At 46.0% G+C, this 16,270-nt stretch carries 12 protein-coding genes and 1 pseudogene; 8 read left to right on the plus strand and 5 right to left on the minus strand.

Annotated elements, in window-relative coordinates; all coding sequences use genetic code 11:
* Window positions 1-184: 184 nt before the first annotated feature.
* The 3 genes from QUB51_RS22180 (at window position 185) to QUB51_RS22190 (ending at window position 4,478) form a co-directional block, all read left to right on the plus strand.
* On the plus strand, window positions 185-1,663 hold the full coding sequence (locus QUB51_RS22180) for a TldD/PmbA family protein (RefSeq protein ID WP_333263340.1): 1,479 nt from the start codon (window positions 185-187) through the stop codon (window positions 1,661-1,663).
* Window positions 1,664-1,788: 125 nt separating this feature from the next.
* Window positions 1,789-3,135: a TldD/PmbA family protein gene (locus QUB51_RS22185; protein WP_333263343.1), complete on the plus strand. Its 1,347-nt coding sequence runs from the start codon at window positions 1,789-1,791 to the stop codon at window positions 3,133-3,135.
* A gap of 218 nt (window positions 3,136-3,353) precedes the next feature.
* Window positions 3,354-4,478 carry a THUMP domain-containing protein gene (locus QUB51_RS22190; RefSeq protein ID WP_333263347.1) on the plus strand — a complete coding sequence of 375 codons (1,125 nt, stop codon included), beginning with the start codon at window positions 3,354-3,356 and terminating at the stop codon, window positions 4,476-4,478.
* Window positions 4,479-4,756: 278 nt separating this feature from the next.
* On the opposite strand, the gene hpxZ is transcribed toward QUB51_RS22190, so the two are convergent.
* From hpxZ to QUB51_RS22205, 3 genes are all read right to left on the minus strand, one after another.
* On the minus strand, window positions 4,757-5,143 hold the full coding sequence (gene hpxZ / locus QUB51_RS22195; RefSeq protein WP_333057088.1) for an oxalurate catabolism protein HpxZ: 387 nt from the start codon (window positions 5,141-5,143) through the stop codon (window positions 4,757-4,759).
* A gap of 230 nt (window positions 5,144-5,373) precedes the next feature.
* Window positions 5,374-5,793 carry a peptidylprolyl isomerase gene (locus tag QUB51_RS22200; RefSeq protein ID WP_333057086.1) on the minus strand — a complete coding sequence of 140 codons (420 nt, stop codon included), beginning with the start codon at window positions 5,791-5,793 and terminating at the stop codon, window positions 5,374-5,376.
* A gap of 234 nt (window positions 5,794-6,027) precedes the next feature.
* On the minus strand, window positions 6,028-6,897 hold the full coding sequence (locus QUB51_RS22205; protein ID WP_333057085.1) for a prohibitin family protein: 870 nt from the start codon (window positions 6,895-6,897) through the stop codon (window positions 6,028-6,030).
* Between the two features lie 82 nt (window positions 6,898-6,979).
* On the opposite strand from QUB51_RS22205, the gene QUB51_RS22210 reads away from it, so the two are divergent.
* Both QUB51_RS22210 and QUB51_RS22215 read left to right on the plus strand, forming a co-directional pair.
* On the plus strand, window positions 6,980-7,810 hold the full coding sequence (locus QUB51_RS22210) for an RNA ligase family protein (RefSeq protein WP_333057084.1): 831 nt from the start codon (window positions 6,980-6,982) through the stop codon (window positions 7,808-7,810).
* A 15-nt stretch (window positions 7,811-7,825) separates the two neighbouring features.
* A complete protein-coding gene (locus QUB51_RS22215; protein WP_333231474.1) occupies window positions 7,826-8,980 on the plus strand; it encodes an AAA family ATPase in 1,155 nt (384 codons plus the stop codon).
* Window positions 8,981-9,066: 86 nt separating this feature from the next.
* Here QUB51_RS22215 and QUB51_RS22220 read toward each other — a convergent pair whose 3' ends face one another.
* Both QUB51_RS22220 and QUB51_RS22225 read right to left on the minus strand, forming a co-directional pair.
* Complete coding sequence (locus QUB51_RS22220) at window positions 9,067-9,276, minus strand: acetyltransferase (RefSeq protein ID WP_333057082.1); 210 nt, start codon at window positions 9,274-9,276, stop codon at window positions 9,067-9,069.
* Between the two features lie 27 nt (window positions 9,277-9,303).
* On the minus strand, window positions 9,304-10,470 hold the full coding sequence (locus QUB51_RS22225; protein WP_333057081.1) for a zinc-dependent alcohol dehydrogenase: 1,167 nt from the start codon (window positions 10,468-10,470) through the stop codon (window positions 9,304-9,306).
* Between the two features lie 686 nt (window positions 10,471-11,156).
* Here QUB51_RS22225 and mutS point away from each other — a divergent pair.
* The 3 genes and pseudogenes from mutS to QUB51_RS22240 form a co-directional block, all read left to right on the plus strand.
* Window positions 11,157-13,784: a DNA mismatch repair protein MutS gene (gene mutS / locus QUB51_RS22230; protein ID WP_333263353.1), complete on the plus strand. Its 2,628-nt coding sequence runs from the start codon at window positions 11,157-11,159 to the stop codon at window positions 13,782-13,784.
* Between the two features lie 707 nt (window positions 13,785-14,491).
* A complete protein-coding gene (locus QUB51_RS22235) occupies window positions 14,492-15,727 on the plus strand; it encodes a tyrosine-type recombinase/integrase (RefSeq protein ID WP_333263350.1) in 1,236 nt (411 codons plus the stop codon).
* A 263-nt stretch (window positions 15,728-15,990) separates the two neighbouring features.
* Window positions 15,991-16,270 (plus strand): annotated as a pseudogene (locus QUB51_RS22240) (hypothetical protein); the annotation flags it as partial.

Below are 16,270 nucleotides of genomic sequence, written 5' to 3' on the forward strand. Positions count from 1 at the left end.
TTCCACAAACAGGCAAGATGCCTGTTCCACAAACAGGCAAGATGCCTGTTCCACAAAGAGTGAATTGATTGTGGGGAGTAGGGGTTGGGCAGGAGAGCCCGCCCAGAGAAAGCTTATTGAAAAGGGTTCAAAAAATTGAAAAGCGCTATAATAATTAACAACTAATGACGAATGACGAATAACTATGGTGCAATTAACTGCAAAAATCTCTGCTAACGAGTTAGCAAATTTGGCTGTAGATTTGATTCGGAAAACAGGTTGCGAGTACGGTGATGTACGTTTTTGCAGTTACCGAAGGCAGAATCTTTACGCGCGCGATCGATCTTTAAGTCAACTGTCAGATAATGTAAGTTCCGGTTTTGGCGTGCGCGTGCTTCTAGACGGCGCTTGGGGGTTTGCCGCCAGTCACAGCAAAACGCCGGCAGAGGTTGCAAGAATAGTCGCTTTGGCTGTAGAAATCGCTAAAGGCAGCCGCTTGACTCAAAAGGAACCGGTGCGGTTAGTGCCTGTCGAAAAATATGTCGATACCTACATTACTCCCATCGCCATTGACCCTTTTTCTGTACCCGTTGCTGAGAAAGCCGAACTGCTGCTAACTATCAACGAGAAGCTACTAGCACACGGCGCACAAGGCATCAAAAAAGCTTCTTCTTTTTTGCAGTTTAGCCGCGAAGACAAGGTTTTTGCTTCTACAGAAGGCTCGCTAATCGAACAAACAATCTACCGCTGCTATCCGGGTTTTAGCTGTACGGCAATTGCGGGCGGCGATGCCCAAAGTCGCAGTTACGATCGCCCGCCGCTTAATATCGGTTACGAACATATTAATCCCGATGATTTGTTGAGTCAAGTCGAAAGAGTTGCCGCCGAAGCTATTGAGAAAGTCCGCGCTCCAAAAGTCCCGGCTGGTATTTGCAAATCCCTGATTCTTAAGCCGACAAATTTGTATTTGACAATCCACGAATCGGTAGGACATCCAACTGAATTAGACCGGGTTTACGGTTACGAATCTAATTTTGCTGGCACGAGCTTTGCTACTACTGATAAGTTAAATAAACTGCAATATGCTGCACCTTGGGTGAATTTTAAGTGCGATCGCACTCAATCAGGTGGTCGCGGTACAATGGGTTACGATGATGAGGGCGTAAAATCACAAGATTGGTACGTTGTCAAGGATGGAATTTTAGTTGATTATCTCACTGACAGAGAGACGGCTTATCGCCTCGGACGCGGTAGCAGCAACGGTTCTGCTTACGCTGACAGTTGGTCGAGCGTGCCGATGGTGAGAATTCCCAATTTGGGATTGGAGCCGGGCCCGGATGGCGGCAGCCATACTGCTACTTTGGCACAGATGATTGCGGATACGGAAGACGGGATTTTAATCGACGGTATGGGTAGTTATTCGATCGACCAGCAGCGGCGCAATTTTCAATTCGGTGGCGATGCTTTTTGGAAGGTGGAAAAAGGTAAAGTTGTCGGTATGTTGAAGGATGTAACTTATCAGGCGATGACTACTGATTTCTGGAATCAAATAGATGCGATCGGGCCGGCTTCGGAGCTGGTTCAGTGCGGTACTCATATATGCGGAAAGGGCGAGCCGATGCAGGTTGCTCAGATGACTCACGCTTGTGTGCCGGTGCGAGTGAGGGATATTCAAATTGGGTAATAGGGCATGGGGCATGGGGCATCGGTTCTTAGTTATTAGTTAATTGCTAACAATGCCCAATTCGCAATGCCCAATTCGCAATGCCCAATTCGCAATGTCCAATTCGCAATGCCTAATTACCAATCATGATTGTAACAACATCGCCCGCAATTTTAAGTGAAGACCAAGCCTTATCTGTAGTAGAAAAAGCAGTCAAACTATCCAAAGCAGAGGAAGTATTTGTCAGTCTCTCTACTGGCGAGGAATCTCTTTCCCGATTTTCGGAAAATCAAATCAGCCAAAATATCAGCAAAACTGTATTTAGCCTGAACATTACTAGCTATTTCGGTAACAAAAGCGCCTCTGCTGCTGTTACAGAATTTGATGAAGATGCGATCGCCTCTGCAGTCAAGCGATCGGAAGAATTGGCCCGAATTGCGCCGGCAGACCCCGAATGGATGCCGCTGCTGCCGCCTCAAACCTACGATTTGCGATCGCCCGCATTCGACGCAGCAACGGCAACTGTATCGCCTCTAGCGCGGGCCGAAATGGTGCAGCAAGCGTGCGCCAGATCCTCCCAGGGGGGCGCTCATGGTTCGGGCACTTTGAGCACTGAGGCGTCGCTGTACGCGATCGCCTCGTCAACCGGACTCCGCGCCTGCAACCAGTCTACAGATGCGGATTTCAGCTTTACTGCTCGCGTTGAAGACGGTTCTAGTTGGGCGAAGAGCACTGCTTGGAGTATCAACGAATTGCCGATCGCCCAATTAGCAGAACAAGTGCTCGATCGGGCGAAATCCTCCCGCAACCCCCGCGAAGTCACTCCCGGCATTTATCCGGTAATCTTTGACGGCGCTGCTTTTGCGGGCTTGCTACCGTGGGTAATTTGGGGGCTGGATGCGAGGGCGGCGGATGAGGGGCGATCGTTTATGTCGATCGCCGATGCAGAGGGAAAACCAGCGGGAAACCGCGCGGGGGAACAACTTTTTAGCCCGTTAGTGCAAGTGCAGCGCGATCCGGCTCATCCTTTGTTGCGATCGAATACTTTTTTCGGCGACGGATTGAGCAATAACTATTTGGAAATCATCAAAGATGGCGTCCCTCAAAGTTTGTCTTATTCCCGCTACTGGGCCGAACAAAAAGGCAAAGAGGCAAAAGGTGCTTATTACCCGATCGTGATGACAGGTTCCGACCAAAGTTTAGCCGATTTAATTGCTCAAACCGAGCGAGGAATTTTCGTCAGTCGAGCTTGGTACGTGCGCTACGTTAATCCGAAAACATTGGAAGTAACGGGAATGACTCGCGACGGTACTTTTTTGATTGAGGATGGCAAAATTGCTTACCCGATTAAAAACCTGCGTTTCAATCAAGTTTTACCTGATATGTTGCGCGATGTGGATGCAGTTAGTACGGTGAAGCGTTACGGCGGTAGTGTCGTACCCGGAGTGCGCGTGAAAGCTTTTAATTTCACCAGTATTACTGACAGTTTGTGACTCACACATTTTTAACAATCTGTAGGGGCGGGTTTCACAAACAATCACAGCCAACAAAGAACAATCTCTCAAACCCGCCCCCACCCAGATTAATGCGAGTGATTTATCGTAAAGGTAGAGTATTTATTTTGATAGTTAGGATTAAAACCAGCTATTATAGTCATCAGTCTGGAGTCTGTTGTTAGTAACAATTCCCAATTCCCAATTACCAATTATCAATGAATCAATATTTTGCTACAGTTGCGCGCGGTTTAGAAACAATTGCCGCCCAAGAATTAGAACGTTTAGGGGCCCAGGATGTCAAGCCAGATTTTACAGGGGTTTACTTTGCGGGCGATCGGGCTTTATTGTACCGCGTCAATCTTTGGTCGAGAACAATTTTTCGAGTGCTAATGCCGATCGCCGAATTCCGGTGTTACAACTCGGATATGCTCTACCGCGAAGTGCAGAAAATCCCTTGGGACGAATACTTATACCCCGAAAATACTTTAGCAGTAAACTGCACCGGCGGCAACGAAAAGTTGAACCACACTCACTTTACAGCTTTGCAGGTCAAAAATGCGATCGCCGACCAACAGCGCCTTCAATTTAACAAGCGTTCTAATGTCGATGTAGAGAATCCTGATTTGCAAATTAACATTCACATTCATCAAGATAGAGCTATTTTAAGCTTAGACAGTTCTGGCGGCAGTTTGCACCGCCGGGGATATCGACCGGCGATGGGGCTTGCTCCCCTCAAAGAAACCCTAGCTGCGGCTTTGTTGGAGATGGCAGAATGGACGCCTGATTTGCCGTTTTTAGACCCGATGTGCGGTTCTGGAACTTTGCCTTTGGAAGCGACTTTAAAGGGATTGAATATTGCACCGGGATTGTTTAGAGAAAAGTTTGGATTTATGAGTTGGCGGGATTTTGACGAACCTTTGTGGGATGAATTGTGGGCGGAAGCGGAAAATAGTGAGTTACCGGAACTTAAAGAGGTGATTGCAGGGTGCGATCGCGATTTCGATATGTTAACTCAAGCTCGCACGAACGCGCAGCAAGCTGGTATTTCCGGTAAGATTCAGTTTGCTCAAACCGAGTTATCTCAGTTGGAAGCACCCGCAGACAGAGGCGTTCTGATTTGCAATCCTCCCTACGGAGAGCGCCTGGGAGATGCCAGCGAATTAGGAGATTTGTACAAGATGTTGGGGGATATTTTCAAGCATCGTTTTAAAGGTTGGAATGCCTTTATTTTGACTGGGAATAAGGAGTTGGGTAAAAAGGTGGGACTCAGGACATCCCGGCGGATTCCTGTTTATAATGGCTCGATTCCGTGTACTTTGCTCAAATATGAACTGTATTAGCGAATGGGAGTGACCAAAAAGAAGAGGTACTAATAGTAAAGGAAAAAAAGAATCTATGCCGAATTACATGGCTCAACAATAATCAAATTAAAATAGTAATTTTACATTTGAATATATTGTTTTCTTAGCTTTAATATCCTGTCAGGTAAATTAACCACAATACTTGTAGGGGCGGGTTTCACAAACAATCTGTAATTCACATCCATAATATCTATAAACCCGCCCAGCCCGATCGACAGAATTTCATTACGGGCAATTCAAGGGAAATGACTTAACATTTACAGCGGCAAAAAAGAAACGTGAGCGGAAACAATCTTCCACCCTTGAGGAAACTTGCGCCACATCTGACTCTGCCGCCCCAGCCGCACCACTCCATCCATTACACGGCGAAATTCCAGCGTCACAGCCGCCGTGTCTGCATCGAATGTCACGACTTTGAGGTTGAACATTTCTCGATCGACATTTACAGGCGATCGTCCTTTGCGAAAAGCCCTCACCTCATCACTCCCGTACAGGTTCTCAGTCACCCCAAACCGCACGACTTCCGGCGCATCCCAGAACAAATTATCGAGAGTTTCAATATCGTTCGTACAAAGAGCTTTTTCGTATTTTAAATATAGTTCAGTTAACTCAGTCACCACAGTATTATCATTGATAACAGTCATTCGATTTTAGATTTTAGATTTTAGATTTTAGATTGACACCACGGATAAATCCGGGGGCTTGAGGATGCAATGATTTGGGATTTTGGATTGATTCCACGGATAAATCCGGGGCTTGTACCATCAAAAAATTATTGGTCATAAGTTGTAGATTTTAAAACTCTTAACTTTCACACGTTTTGTTTGCAATAAGGACTTTAGTCCTTACTACAAACAAAACTAATTAGAGGAAATTAATGCTCAATTTTGAGCGAAATAATTTTGTCACCTTGGCGGATAGCATTGACGACAGACATATCCTCAGTTTTGCCAAAAGTTGTGTGAACTCCATCTAGATGAGACTGGGGAGAATGGCAAATAAAGAATTGGCTACCACCCGTATCCCGGCCTGCGTGAGCCATCGATAAAGTTCCTGCCTCATGTTTGTTCGAGTTGATTTCGCACTTGATTTTGTAGCCGGGGCCACCAGTTCCATTGCCTTTTGGACAGCCACCTTGAATCATAAAGTTAGGAATGACTCGGTGAAAGGACAATCCATCGTAAAAACCTTTTTCCGCCAAGTCAACAAAATTCTTCACTGTGTTAGGCGCATCCGCATCAAACAATTCCAAATTGATTGTGCCTTTGTCGGTTTCCATAATAGCGCGGGTCATGATTTCTCCTGGTTCCTAAAATGAGTGTGTTGCCTGCGTGTTAATTGCGGACTTCGCTTTTATAACGACAGATTCAAACTGTCGTTATATTGTGGCTTTCAGAAGTGTAGCATATTCCGGCAACTCTCATAGAACTTATGTGCGCTTTCTGAGGAAACCCGGTTTATTCCGAGATTTGTGGTTAGCAAAGCCAATATTTTCGGAGACACGGGGCTTGTTACCCTCAGCCATATTTTAATTGTTGGTCACTGGCGGGCGATCGGGTTCTTCCTGAATATCGTTCATATTAAAAATGAAAGGAACCCGACTCGAACCTGCGCCCATAACCAGCACTTTTGGCATCTGAGCGCCGCCGCTTCTCCAAGCTTCGATCGCCTCTTTTTGCAGCACTAAATCGCCGCCCTGAGCCTTCAAAGTTTCAGCCAAAAGTCTTTGAGCTTCAGCCCTACCTTGAGCGCGGTTAATATCAGCTTGAGCCTGTTGTTCTGCTTCTTGAGCCACATAAACAGCCCTTTGCGCCCGCTGTTCAGCAACCTGTTTCTCCTCAACCGCTTTCGCAAAATCTGTGGAGAATCGAATATTAACAACGCTCGTATCGAGTACGATTACATCATACTTGGATAGCCTTTCCTTCAGCGCAGTATCAAAGTCTCGCTTCAGTTCACTTCTTTGAGTAATCGATTGTTCGGCGGTTCTCAGTGCAGCCGCTGTTTTAAAGGCTTCTTGCGTCTGAGGAGCAATTATTTTTGAGACTATATTCTCCAAGGTTCCTTGAGTCCTTCGGACATCAACTATTCTCGCAGGATCGAGGCGAAAGTTTATTGCAAAACTAGCATTTAAATCCTGAAGGTCTTTAGTAGCACTCTGGGCGGGAACTTCAAATTTTTGCACTGTTACATCGTACACATCTACCTTGGAGATCAGCGGGGGTCTGAGGTGAAACCCCTCTAACAATGCTCCATCTGTGGCTTTTCCTAAAACGCTAACCACCCCTGCTTCACCTGGATTGATGACGACAAAAGAGTTTAATCCCAGGAGTAGCGCGCCTACTAATAGAATCCCAGCGAATGCTGATGATATGCTCTGGAAACTTTGACTTTTCAACTTACACGCTCCTTTGTGATTATTCCATTATAATGGTTAAATAGATTCGGTCGCCTCTCAAGTCTCAAATCTCAAATCTAAAATGGATGGGTCGCCTCTCAAATCTAAAATGGATTGGCTGATGCTCAAAATTGTTAAATATCCTAGAACTTATCACATCGAAGGTTCGCGTTTCCAACCGGGTGATGAAGACCTCGACAGCGTGCCATTTAGCGCTTTGCTCGATCGCCCTCTAATTATAGAAGAAAAGGTAGACGGCGCAAATACAGGCATCAGCTTCGCACCAGACGGACAAATGCTGCTGCAAAGTCGCGGCCACTATCTCACCGGCGGGCCGAGGGAAAAACATTTTAACTTATTCAAGCAGTGGGCTTTCAGTCTCAGCGGAACCCTGGGAGAAGTGCTGGGAAATCGCTACATTCTTTACGGCGAATGGCTGTATGCGAAACACACTGTTTTTTATGATTTTTTGCCGCACTATTTTATGGAATACGATGTGCTGGACTTAGAAACCAGTCAATTTCTGAGTACAGAATCCCGCCGCAAGTTGTTAAGCGGACTGCCGTTAGCCTCCGTTCCCGTGCTGTTTTCTGGAGTTGTAAAATCTCCCAAGCAAATGATGCAGTTTGTGGAAAAATCTAATTTTATTCAACCGGGACATTTGGATCGGTTGCGTTTGTCCTGTCGGGAATTGGGATTAGATGAAGAACGATGTTTTAAAGAGACTGACAAGAGCGATCGCATGGAGGGGCTGTACATTAAAGTTGAAGAAGATGGCATAGTCAAGGCGCGTTACAAATACGTGCGTGCCAGCTTTTTGACTGCTATAAAAAATGCAGAAGGACATTGGCTAAATCGCCCAATTATACCGAATATTCTGCGTCCCGATGTGAATTTATTTAATTTTAGTTAACCCGCAGGTGAATTTATGAATGGACTGTTATCGCCCTCGGTCACTTGGACTTTTCCCTTTTGTCCCCAACCGCCCGATTGGTTTCTGGACTGGGACAGCATTCAAAATCATTTCGATTGGATTCAAAACTTAAAAGGATGTCAGCAAGACCCGATTTATCACGCCGAAGGAGACGTTTTAATTCATACCAGAATGGTCTGCGAAGCATTAATATCTTCCCCAAATTGGCGTCAATTACCCGTGCAAGAACGATCGATACTTTTTGCGGCCGCTTTGCTGCACGATGTCGCCAAACCAACCTTTACAAAAATCGAAGCCGATGGCAGAATTAGCTCAAAAGGTCACGCCCGCCAAGGTGCGAGAATGGTTAGACAAATTTTATCTCAATTCGAGCCGCCTGTGCAGTTTGAGATTCGGGAAACCGTGGTGGCGATCGTCCAATTCGGCAGTTTACCCATCTGGCTAATCGACAAACCCAACCCGCAGCAGTCGGTAATTAAAGTTAGTCAAGTTGTCCGCTGCGATTTCCTCGCACTTTTAGCCGAAGCAGACGTGCGCGGCCGACAGTGTAGCGACAGACAAGAATTGCTCGATAAAATAGAACTATTTCGGGAGTTTTGTCAAGAAAATAATTGTTTGGATTCTCCCCGACAATTCCCCTCAGCACACAGCCGATTTATCTATTTCCGCAAAGAGAACGGCCACCCGGATTACGAAGCATTTGACGACACTAAATGCGAAGTAATTTTGATGTCGGGATTGCCAGGAAGCGGTAAAGATTATTGGATTCGTAAAAATCTCCCAGATTTGCCAGTAATCTCGCTGGATGCACTGCGAAAAGAGATGAATGTCCCTCCCGACGAAACCCCTGGAAATGTGGTCACAGCCGCCAAACAAAGAGCGCGCGAATACATAAATGAGGGGCGTTCTTTTGTGTGGAACGCCACGAATACAACTAAACAAATGCGCCAGCAATTAATTAATTTTTTTGCCGATTATCAAGCGCGCATTCGGATTGTTTATCTAGAAGTACCTCTAGAAGAAATATTGCAGCGGAATCGATCGCGCACAGCAACAGTACCGCAAGCAGTCATTCGCAAATTAGCTGCGCGGCTGGATATTCCAGACATCACAGAAGCCCATCAAGTCGAGTGGATCGTTAACAATTAATCTCCCTTTTTACCTCAAACTGTTAGAACCCCGACTTCTTAAAGAAGTCGGGGTTCTGGATATTAGGTTTGGGGTTTCCCTTGATATCAATGAGTTTGATAATTTTCCTCAGTCCAGCAGCGCGGCAGATTTTCACCGGAAGGAAAGACTAAATTACTTTTTGGAAAAGTTGCTTTCTCTTGCTCTTCTTGACCAGCTTGATTTTTTCCCGACACTTCTTGTTTTGTAGGGCTGATTAAAGCATCTACATCGAGGATTTCAATCAAGTCGCCTGATTCTTTTTCTTGTAAAAGCATAGTTTCTCCTTGAAGGGTAAATGCGAGTTAGGGTTTGAGGACAACTTTGATGCAGTTGTCTTTTTTCTGTTTGAAAATCTCGTAAGCGTGGGGCGCTTCATCCAATTTCATTCGGTGCGTAATTACGAATGACGGGTCAATTTCGCCTTTTTGAACGCGATCGAGCAAAGGCCGCAAATAGCGGTGAACGTGCGTCTGTCCCATTTTCAGGGTCAAGCCTTTGTTGAAAGCTGCACCTAATGGCACTTTGTCAACGAAGCCGCCGTAAACGCCCGGAATTGACACTGTACCGCCCTTGCGACAGGCGAGGATCACTTGTCGCAGGGCCGTAGGTCGATCGCTCTCCAACCGCACGGCTTGCTTTGCTTTGTCGTACAAAGCGTCGAGACCGGTGCCGTGGGCTTCCATTCCCACCGCGTCGATGCAAGAGTCGGGCCCGCGTCCCCCCGTCATTTCGGTGACGGCTTCCCCGGCGTCCATTTCTTCATAATTGATGATTTCAGCTTTGGCCGCGGCCGCCATTTGCAAGCGTTCCGGTACGCGGTCGATCGCAATTACTCGATCGGCCCCCAGCATAAACGCGCTTCTGATTGCAAATTGTCCGACCGGCCCGCATCCCCAAACTGCGACAGTATCCCCCGGCTGAATGTCGCAGTTTTCGGCCGCCATGTAACCGGTAGGAAAGATATCGGTGAGGAACAATACTTGTTCGTCCGAAAGTCCGTCGGGAATTTTCAAAGGGCCGACATCTGCAAACGGAACCCGCGCGTATTCTGCTTGACCTCCTGCATAGCCGCCCGTTAAATGCGAGTAGCCAAACAGTCCCGCCGGCGAATGACCGAACATTTTTTCAGCCAGCCCTGCATTGGGGTTGGAGTTGTCGCACAGCGACCACAAATCGCGGTTGCAAAAGAAGCAACTGCCGCAAGAAATAGTAAAAGGAATGACGACGCGATCGCCCTTTTTTAAGTTCTTGACTTGGCTGCCGAGTTCGACTACTTCCCCCATGAATTCGTGCCCCATGATATCGCCCGATTGCATTGTCGGGATGAAGCCATTGTAGAGGTGCAAATCCGAGCCGCAGATTGCTGTAGACGTGATTTTAACTATCGCATCGCGCGGATTGATAATTGTTGGGTCTGGTACATTATCAACTCGCACATCATTTGCTCCGTGCCAGCAAAGAGCTTTCATTATTTTTTTTCCTCTATTTAACTACTAGCTAGCAGATTTTTGATTCTAAATCTTACCTTTACTAAGCCGATAAATTACTCGCTTCGATGTTTTTAATTGTAAGCATATAAAATATTTTATCTCTCTATCCGAGGTATAATTTAAAAATCTATCTTTCGGCTGTTTTAAATAACAAAAATGTAAAGTTTATGCCCCTAAAATGCGGAAACTTTGACCTTATTGTGTTAACGCCCAACCTTTATAGCAAGCACGCTCGACGGTTAAGACGTTCCTAATTGCTGAAATCATTGCGGAAGATTGCTTCTTCTTTCTTTTTACCCTGAGCGAACTTGAAAGGCTTTCAACATCTGCTATAACAGTTAATAACGAGATGGATGAGGTTGTTTTTGTGACTCGCCGATCCCTATCCTCTCACAATAGATAAAATATCCGCCCTAAGTCTCACTGTAGCGGCTGCTTGGACTCACATTAGATAAGTAGCGACATAAAAATTCTCAACTAAAAGCAAGTTTATCGATTATTAAGTAGGGTGCGTGACTTTTGTATAGCTCAACACTCTTCACCAATATTGACAATCACGCACCCTGCTTAAGGAGGAATAATCGTCAAATATTGTATATTAGTTATAGCTAAAAGCCGAGCTTGCGCTAAAGTTGTTAAAGATTAAAATTTATCGATCGCCTTTTATGCCTTACACTGCATCTACCCCAACAGACCCCCATCAACCCAACATCCGCAATGCCGACCACCGCTTACTAGAATTCACCAAGCTGACGCCGATGATGCAGCGGTATGTGGAAGTGAAAGAACAGTATCCCCACGCACTTTTATTGTTTCGAGTCGGAGATTTTTTTGAGTGTTTTTTCCAAGATGCAGTTACAATTTCGCGGGAATTAGAACTTGTTTGTACGAGTAAAGAAAGCGGCAAGGAAATTGGCAGAGTGCCGATGACAGGAGTGCCGCACCACGCCCTCGACCGCTACACCTCAATGTTAGTAGAAAAAGGCTATGCTGTAGTAGTTTGCGACCAAGTAGAAGATGCCTCGATTGCTGCTAAAGAAGGTCGTCAAGTCAAGCGAGAAATTACCCGCATTCTCACTCCCGGAACTTTGACTGATGACGGAATGCTCAAACCCAGACAAAATAATTTTTTAGCCGCAATTGTGATAGCGGGGGAACATTGGGGATTGGCTTATACTGATATTTCTACGGGAGAATTCGTCACTACCCAAGCCGACACTTTAGAACAATTAACCCTCGAATTGCTGCGCTTGCAGCCTTCGGAAGTCTTGGTGCCGACTAATGCGCCGGATTTGGTGACTATGTTGAGGCCCGGAGAGAAATCCGAGCATTTGCCCGATTGTTTGCCGAATTCGTTTTGCTATTCTTTGCGATCGCAAATTCCGTTTACTTTGTCCGAAGCAAAACAGAGAATCCTACAAAAGTTCAAAGTGCGATCGCTCGAAGGCATGGGATGCGGCCACCTTTCCCTCGCAGTTCGCGCCGCCGGCGGTTTGCTGCAATATATCGAAGAAACTCAAAAGGAAAAAGCAGTTTCTTTGCAAAGATTGCACACTTACACTCTCACCGATTTTCTCATACTCGACTACCAAACCCGCCGCAATCTCGAAATTACTCAAACAGTGAGAGATGGGGTTTTTCATGGTTCGCTGCTGTGGGCTATAGACAAAACCAGCACCGCAATGGGAGGCCGCGCTTTGCGCCGCTGGGTGCTGCAACCTTTGCTCAACATTAAAGGCATTAGCGCCCGACACGACACGATTCAAGAATTAGTAGAAAATAACGCCCTGCGCCAAGATTTGCAGCAGTTGCTGCGCCAAATTTACGACATCGAAAGACTGACAGGCCGCGCGGGTTCTGGAACAGCTAGCGCGCGGGATTTGGTCGCTTTAGCTGATTCTCTCTCGAAACTGCCGCAATTAGCCTCGATCGCAGCCCAAGGGCGATCGCCCTATTTGAAAGCGCTGCAAAATGTACCGCCACTTTTAGAAGAATTAGCAAGTAAAATTCACGCTCATTTAGTTGATGAACCGCCGATTCATTTAAAAGAAGGAGGTTTGATTAGATCGGGAATCAATCCCATGCTAGATGAAATGCGCCACACTGCATCAGCCGACCAAGAATGGATTGCCAATTTAGAAGCAACTGAGAGAAAACGCACCGGAATTTCTAATCTAAAAGTAGGCTACAATAAAGCTTTCGGCTATTACATCAGCATTACCAAATCGAAAGTAGACCAAGTGCCGAAGGACTACACCCGCAAGCAAACTCTCACCAATGAAGAACGCTATAGCACTGAAGAATTAAAAGAAAGGGAAGTGCGAATTCTGACAGCGCGGGAAGATTTAAATCAATTGGAATACGATATTTTTGCTAAAGTGCGATCGGAGGTAGGAGAACACGCCGAAATTATTCGCAACGTTTCCCGCGCCGTGGCGGCGGCCGATGTTTTGTGCGGTTTAGCAGAAGTAGCAGTTTACCAGAATTACTGCCGCCCGACTATGACAGAAAGTCGGGAAATTAAAATTATTGAAGGTTGTCATCCTGTGGTGGAAAAGTCTTTGCCGCCGGGATTTTTTGTACCTAATTCGGCTTTTTTGGGTCGGGAAGAATCGCTAAAGCGCCCAGATTTAATTATTTTAACCGGGCCGAATGCTAGCGGGAAAAGCTGCTACTTGCGGCAGGTGGGTTTGATCCAGTTAATGGCGCAGATGGGCAGTTTTGTGCCGGCGAAAGCTGCGAGTTTGGGAATTTGCGATCGGATTTTTACCCGCGTCGGCGCCGTCGATGATTTGGCAACCGGTCAGTCTACCTTTATGGTGGAAATGAACGAAACTGCAAATATCCTCAATCACGCGACGCCGCAATCATTGGTTTTGCTAGATGAAATTGGCAGGGGAACGGCGACGTTTGACGGACTTTCGATTGCTTGGTCTGTGGCAGAATATTTAGCAACTGAGATTCGGGCGCGGACAATTTTTGCGACTCACTATCACGAGTTAAATGAGTTAGCTTCTATTTTAGATAATGTCGCAAATTATCAAGTGACAGTGAAAGAATTGCCGGATCAAATCGTGTTTTTGCACCAAGTCCAGCCGGGAGGTGCTGACAAATCTTACGGAATTGAAGCGGGCAGATTGGCCGGTTTACCGCCGTCGGTGATTGACCGGGCTAGACAGGTGATGAAGCAGATTGAGAAACATAGCAAAATTGCGATCGGGCTGCGGAAAGGTGTTAAAAAAGATGGTAAAAAAGAGTCTGATGGCCAACAGTTAGATATTTTTGAGGATTGAAATTTTAGGTGGTAAAAAAATTGGTAGTAACTTCTATATTGCACCATTTTCAATAAGCCTTTCAGGGGCGGGTTCTCCGGCCCAACCCCTACTCCCCACAAGAAAATTCACTCTTTGTGGAACAGGCATCTTGCCTGTTCATAAAAATAGTGCAATATCTCAGTTACTACTTTTACTACAAACCAGGAACTCTCCAGCAACTCTAACGCCCATTTTGCAATTTTCTTACCTCTTTGTGCACGCTCATCCCTATTTCCAAAGCAGGCCGACTTGCTCAATCAGTTGAAAGCGCAGCGCAAAAAGTCGAGGGCGGACTTGGCTGATATCGACGCTATTCTGGGGCTTCTGGCGGAAGAGTACGGCTCAAACCTGGTCTAGGTATGGATTGTATTCAATTTGTATTCAAACGAGGCAGATTGTAGTCAAATCGTAGTCAATTTCTAGTCAATTAGACCCCTGACTTAGCCGTATTCTGAGCAATAAAAAACCTCAAACCGTTGATTTATCGTTGGTTTGAGGTTCTTATGGACGCAAGCGGGCAGCGGGAATCGAACCCGCATAGTTAGCTTGGAAGGCGCTAGGGGGTAAGCGCTAAGCCCCTTATGTAGTAAGGCGTTGTGTGTTTAACAAATACTTTGTCTCTAATTTTGTCTCCAATTTGTCTCCAAAAGTAGTATCTTGGTTGCATTGAAGTTGGAGACAAAATTATGGTTGACTCTCCCGATCGGGCAAAAAAAGGATCGGTTGTTATCCAGACTCGCAGTGGCAGACTAAGGTTGCAACTACCCAGACATCTTTATGGCGGCGAACGCAAACACTTTTACCTAAATCTGGCAGATACCCCTGAAAACTGGGAACTAGCAGAAGCTAAGGCACAGTTGATTGAATCTGATATCAAGTTTGAGCGGTTTGACCCCACACTCAAAAAGTACAAGTCACAGACTCACCTGACTGTTATTGAGACGGTCAAGCCTAAGCCTGAACTGACACTGACTAAGCTGTTTGCTAAATACTTGGAATTCAAGAAACCAGCACTCAAGGCCACAACTTTTAACTACTTGGTAACAGGCATTCAAAGCTATGTTGACCGTTGCCCCTACCAGCCTCTATCAGAGGACTGCGCTTTGCAGGTACGCGCTTGGCTATTGGAGGATACGACCAACAGCATGACCAAAAGGATTTTGACTCACCTAAATGCAGCGGTTAAATGGGGAATTAAGTTCAAGATTGTCAAGAGCTTGACTGTATCCCCGTTCGAGGGGCTAGCAGCAGAATTGCCTAAACATAACTGGGAAAGCGACCCGGAACCGAACGCATTTACGGCAGAAGAAAAAGAGCTGGTATTGGAGGCTTTTAAGAATCACAGAGGGACTTGGAATGGGAGGGGAGAAACGGGGCAAAAGTTTTGTTTTTACTACCCGATGGTGCAGTTCTGGCTGCTGACTGGATGCCGTCCATCTGAAGCTGTTGGGTTGAGGTGGTCTGACATTGCTACTGACTTTTCTCACATTGTGTTCAATGGGAGTATACAGCACCCAAGCGGTAAGGAGACAAGGGTTGACGGCAGTAAAAACAATAAGCGACGTAAATTTCCTTGCAATCAAGAACTGGTTCGGTTGTTAAAAAGTATCAAGCCACAAAATCTGACTGACAAGGATAGGTTGGTATTTCCATCACCTATTAAGGGCGGGGCGATTAATTACAACAATTTCAGTAAACAGGTATGGCATAAATTGGTTGACCCGATTACTGAAAAAACCAGGCAACATGAACAGGGTTCTAAGACAACTACTCCCTACTCTTGTCGGGACACTTTTATCAGCGAACAAGTTGGCAAGGGTGTACCGAGTGCAGTGGTGGCTAAGTGGTGTGATACATCTGAGAAAGTGATTAATGCTGTCTATTTAGATGGCAAGATTTTGGAGCATTTACGCCCGCTTTGATGCTGTTAGGATGTTGATTCTAGAGGCAACTTTTGGGATATAAAACTTTACACTCCCTGTGTTGACAAGGAAGTGGAAGTCTGCAATCGTGAGTAACTAAGGAAGATTGATGCGCGGTTGACGAGCACTGGAAATGCTAGCCAAACCACGACTTCCCCAAACGTTCGTGTTCAACGGTTGGAGCCGATAAATTATGACATTTTTAGACGGTTGTCTTTGCGGACGATCGCAACTCTTAATGATTGAGTTGACGGGGTTTTGTCATGACTAAACCTACCGTCAGCTACCGTCGCATTGACCAATTAAAGGCTATCGCCTATGACCGTGGCTTCACCAATGAAGACGCCAGACAGTTCGGGAAACTCAGCAAAACTGCTACGTGGGAAGCGCTGCTAGAACTGTACCTGGTTGACGGCGAACTGCTTGACACAGCGAGTGTAGACAGTGTAGACGCAGTGCTAGATATACCACTAGACACATTTCTAGGAAGTGTAGACGCAGTGTCTGAACTGCTTGACACAGCGATTGTAGACAGTGTAGACG

This window comes from Microcoleus sp. AT8-A3 (assembly GCF_036705675.1).
GTDB lineage: Bacteria > Cyanobacteriota > Cyanobacteriia > Cyanobacteriales > Microcoleaceae > Microcoleus.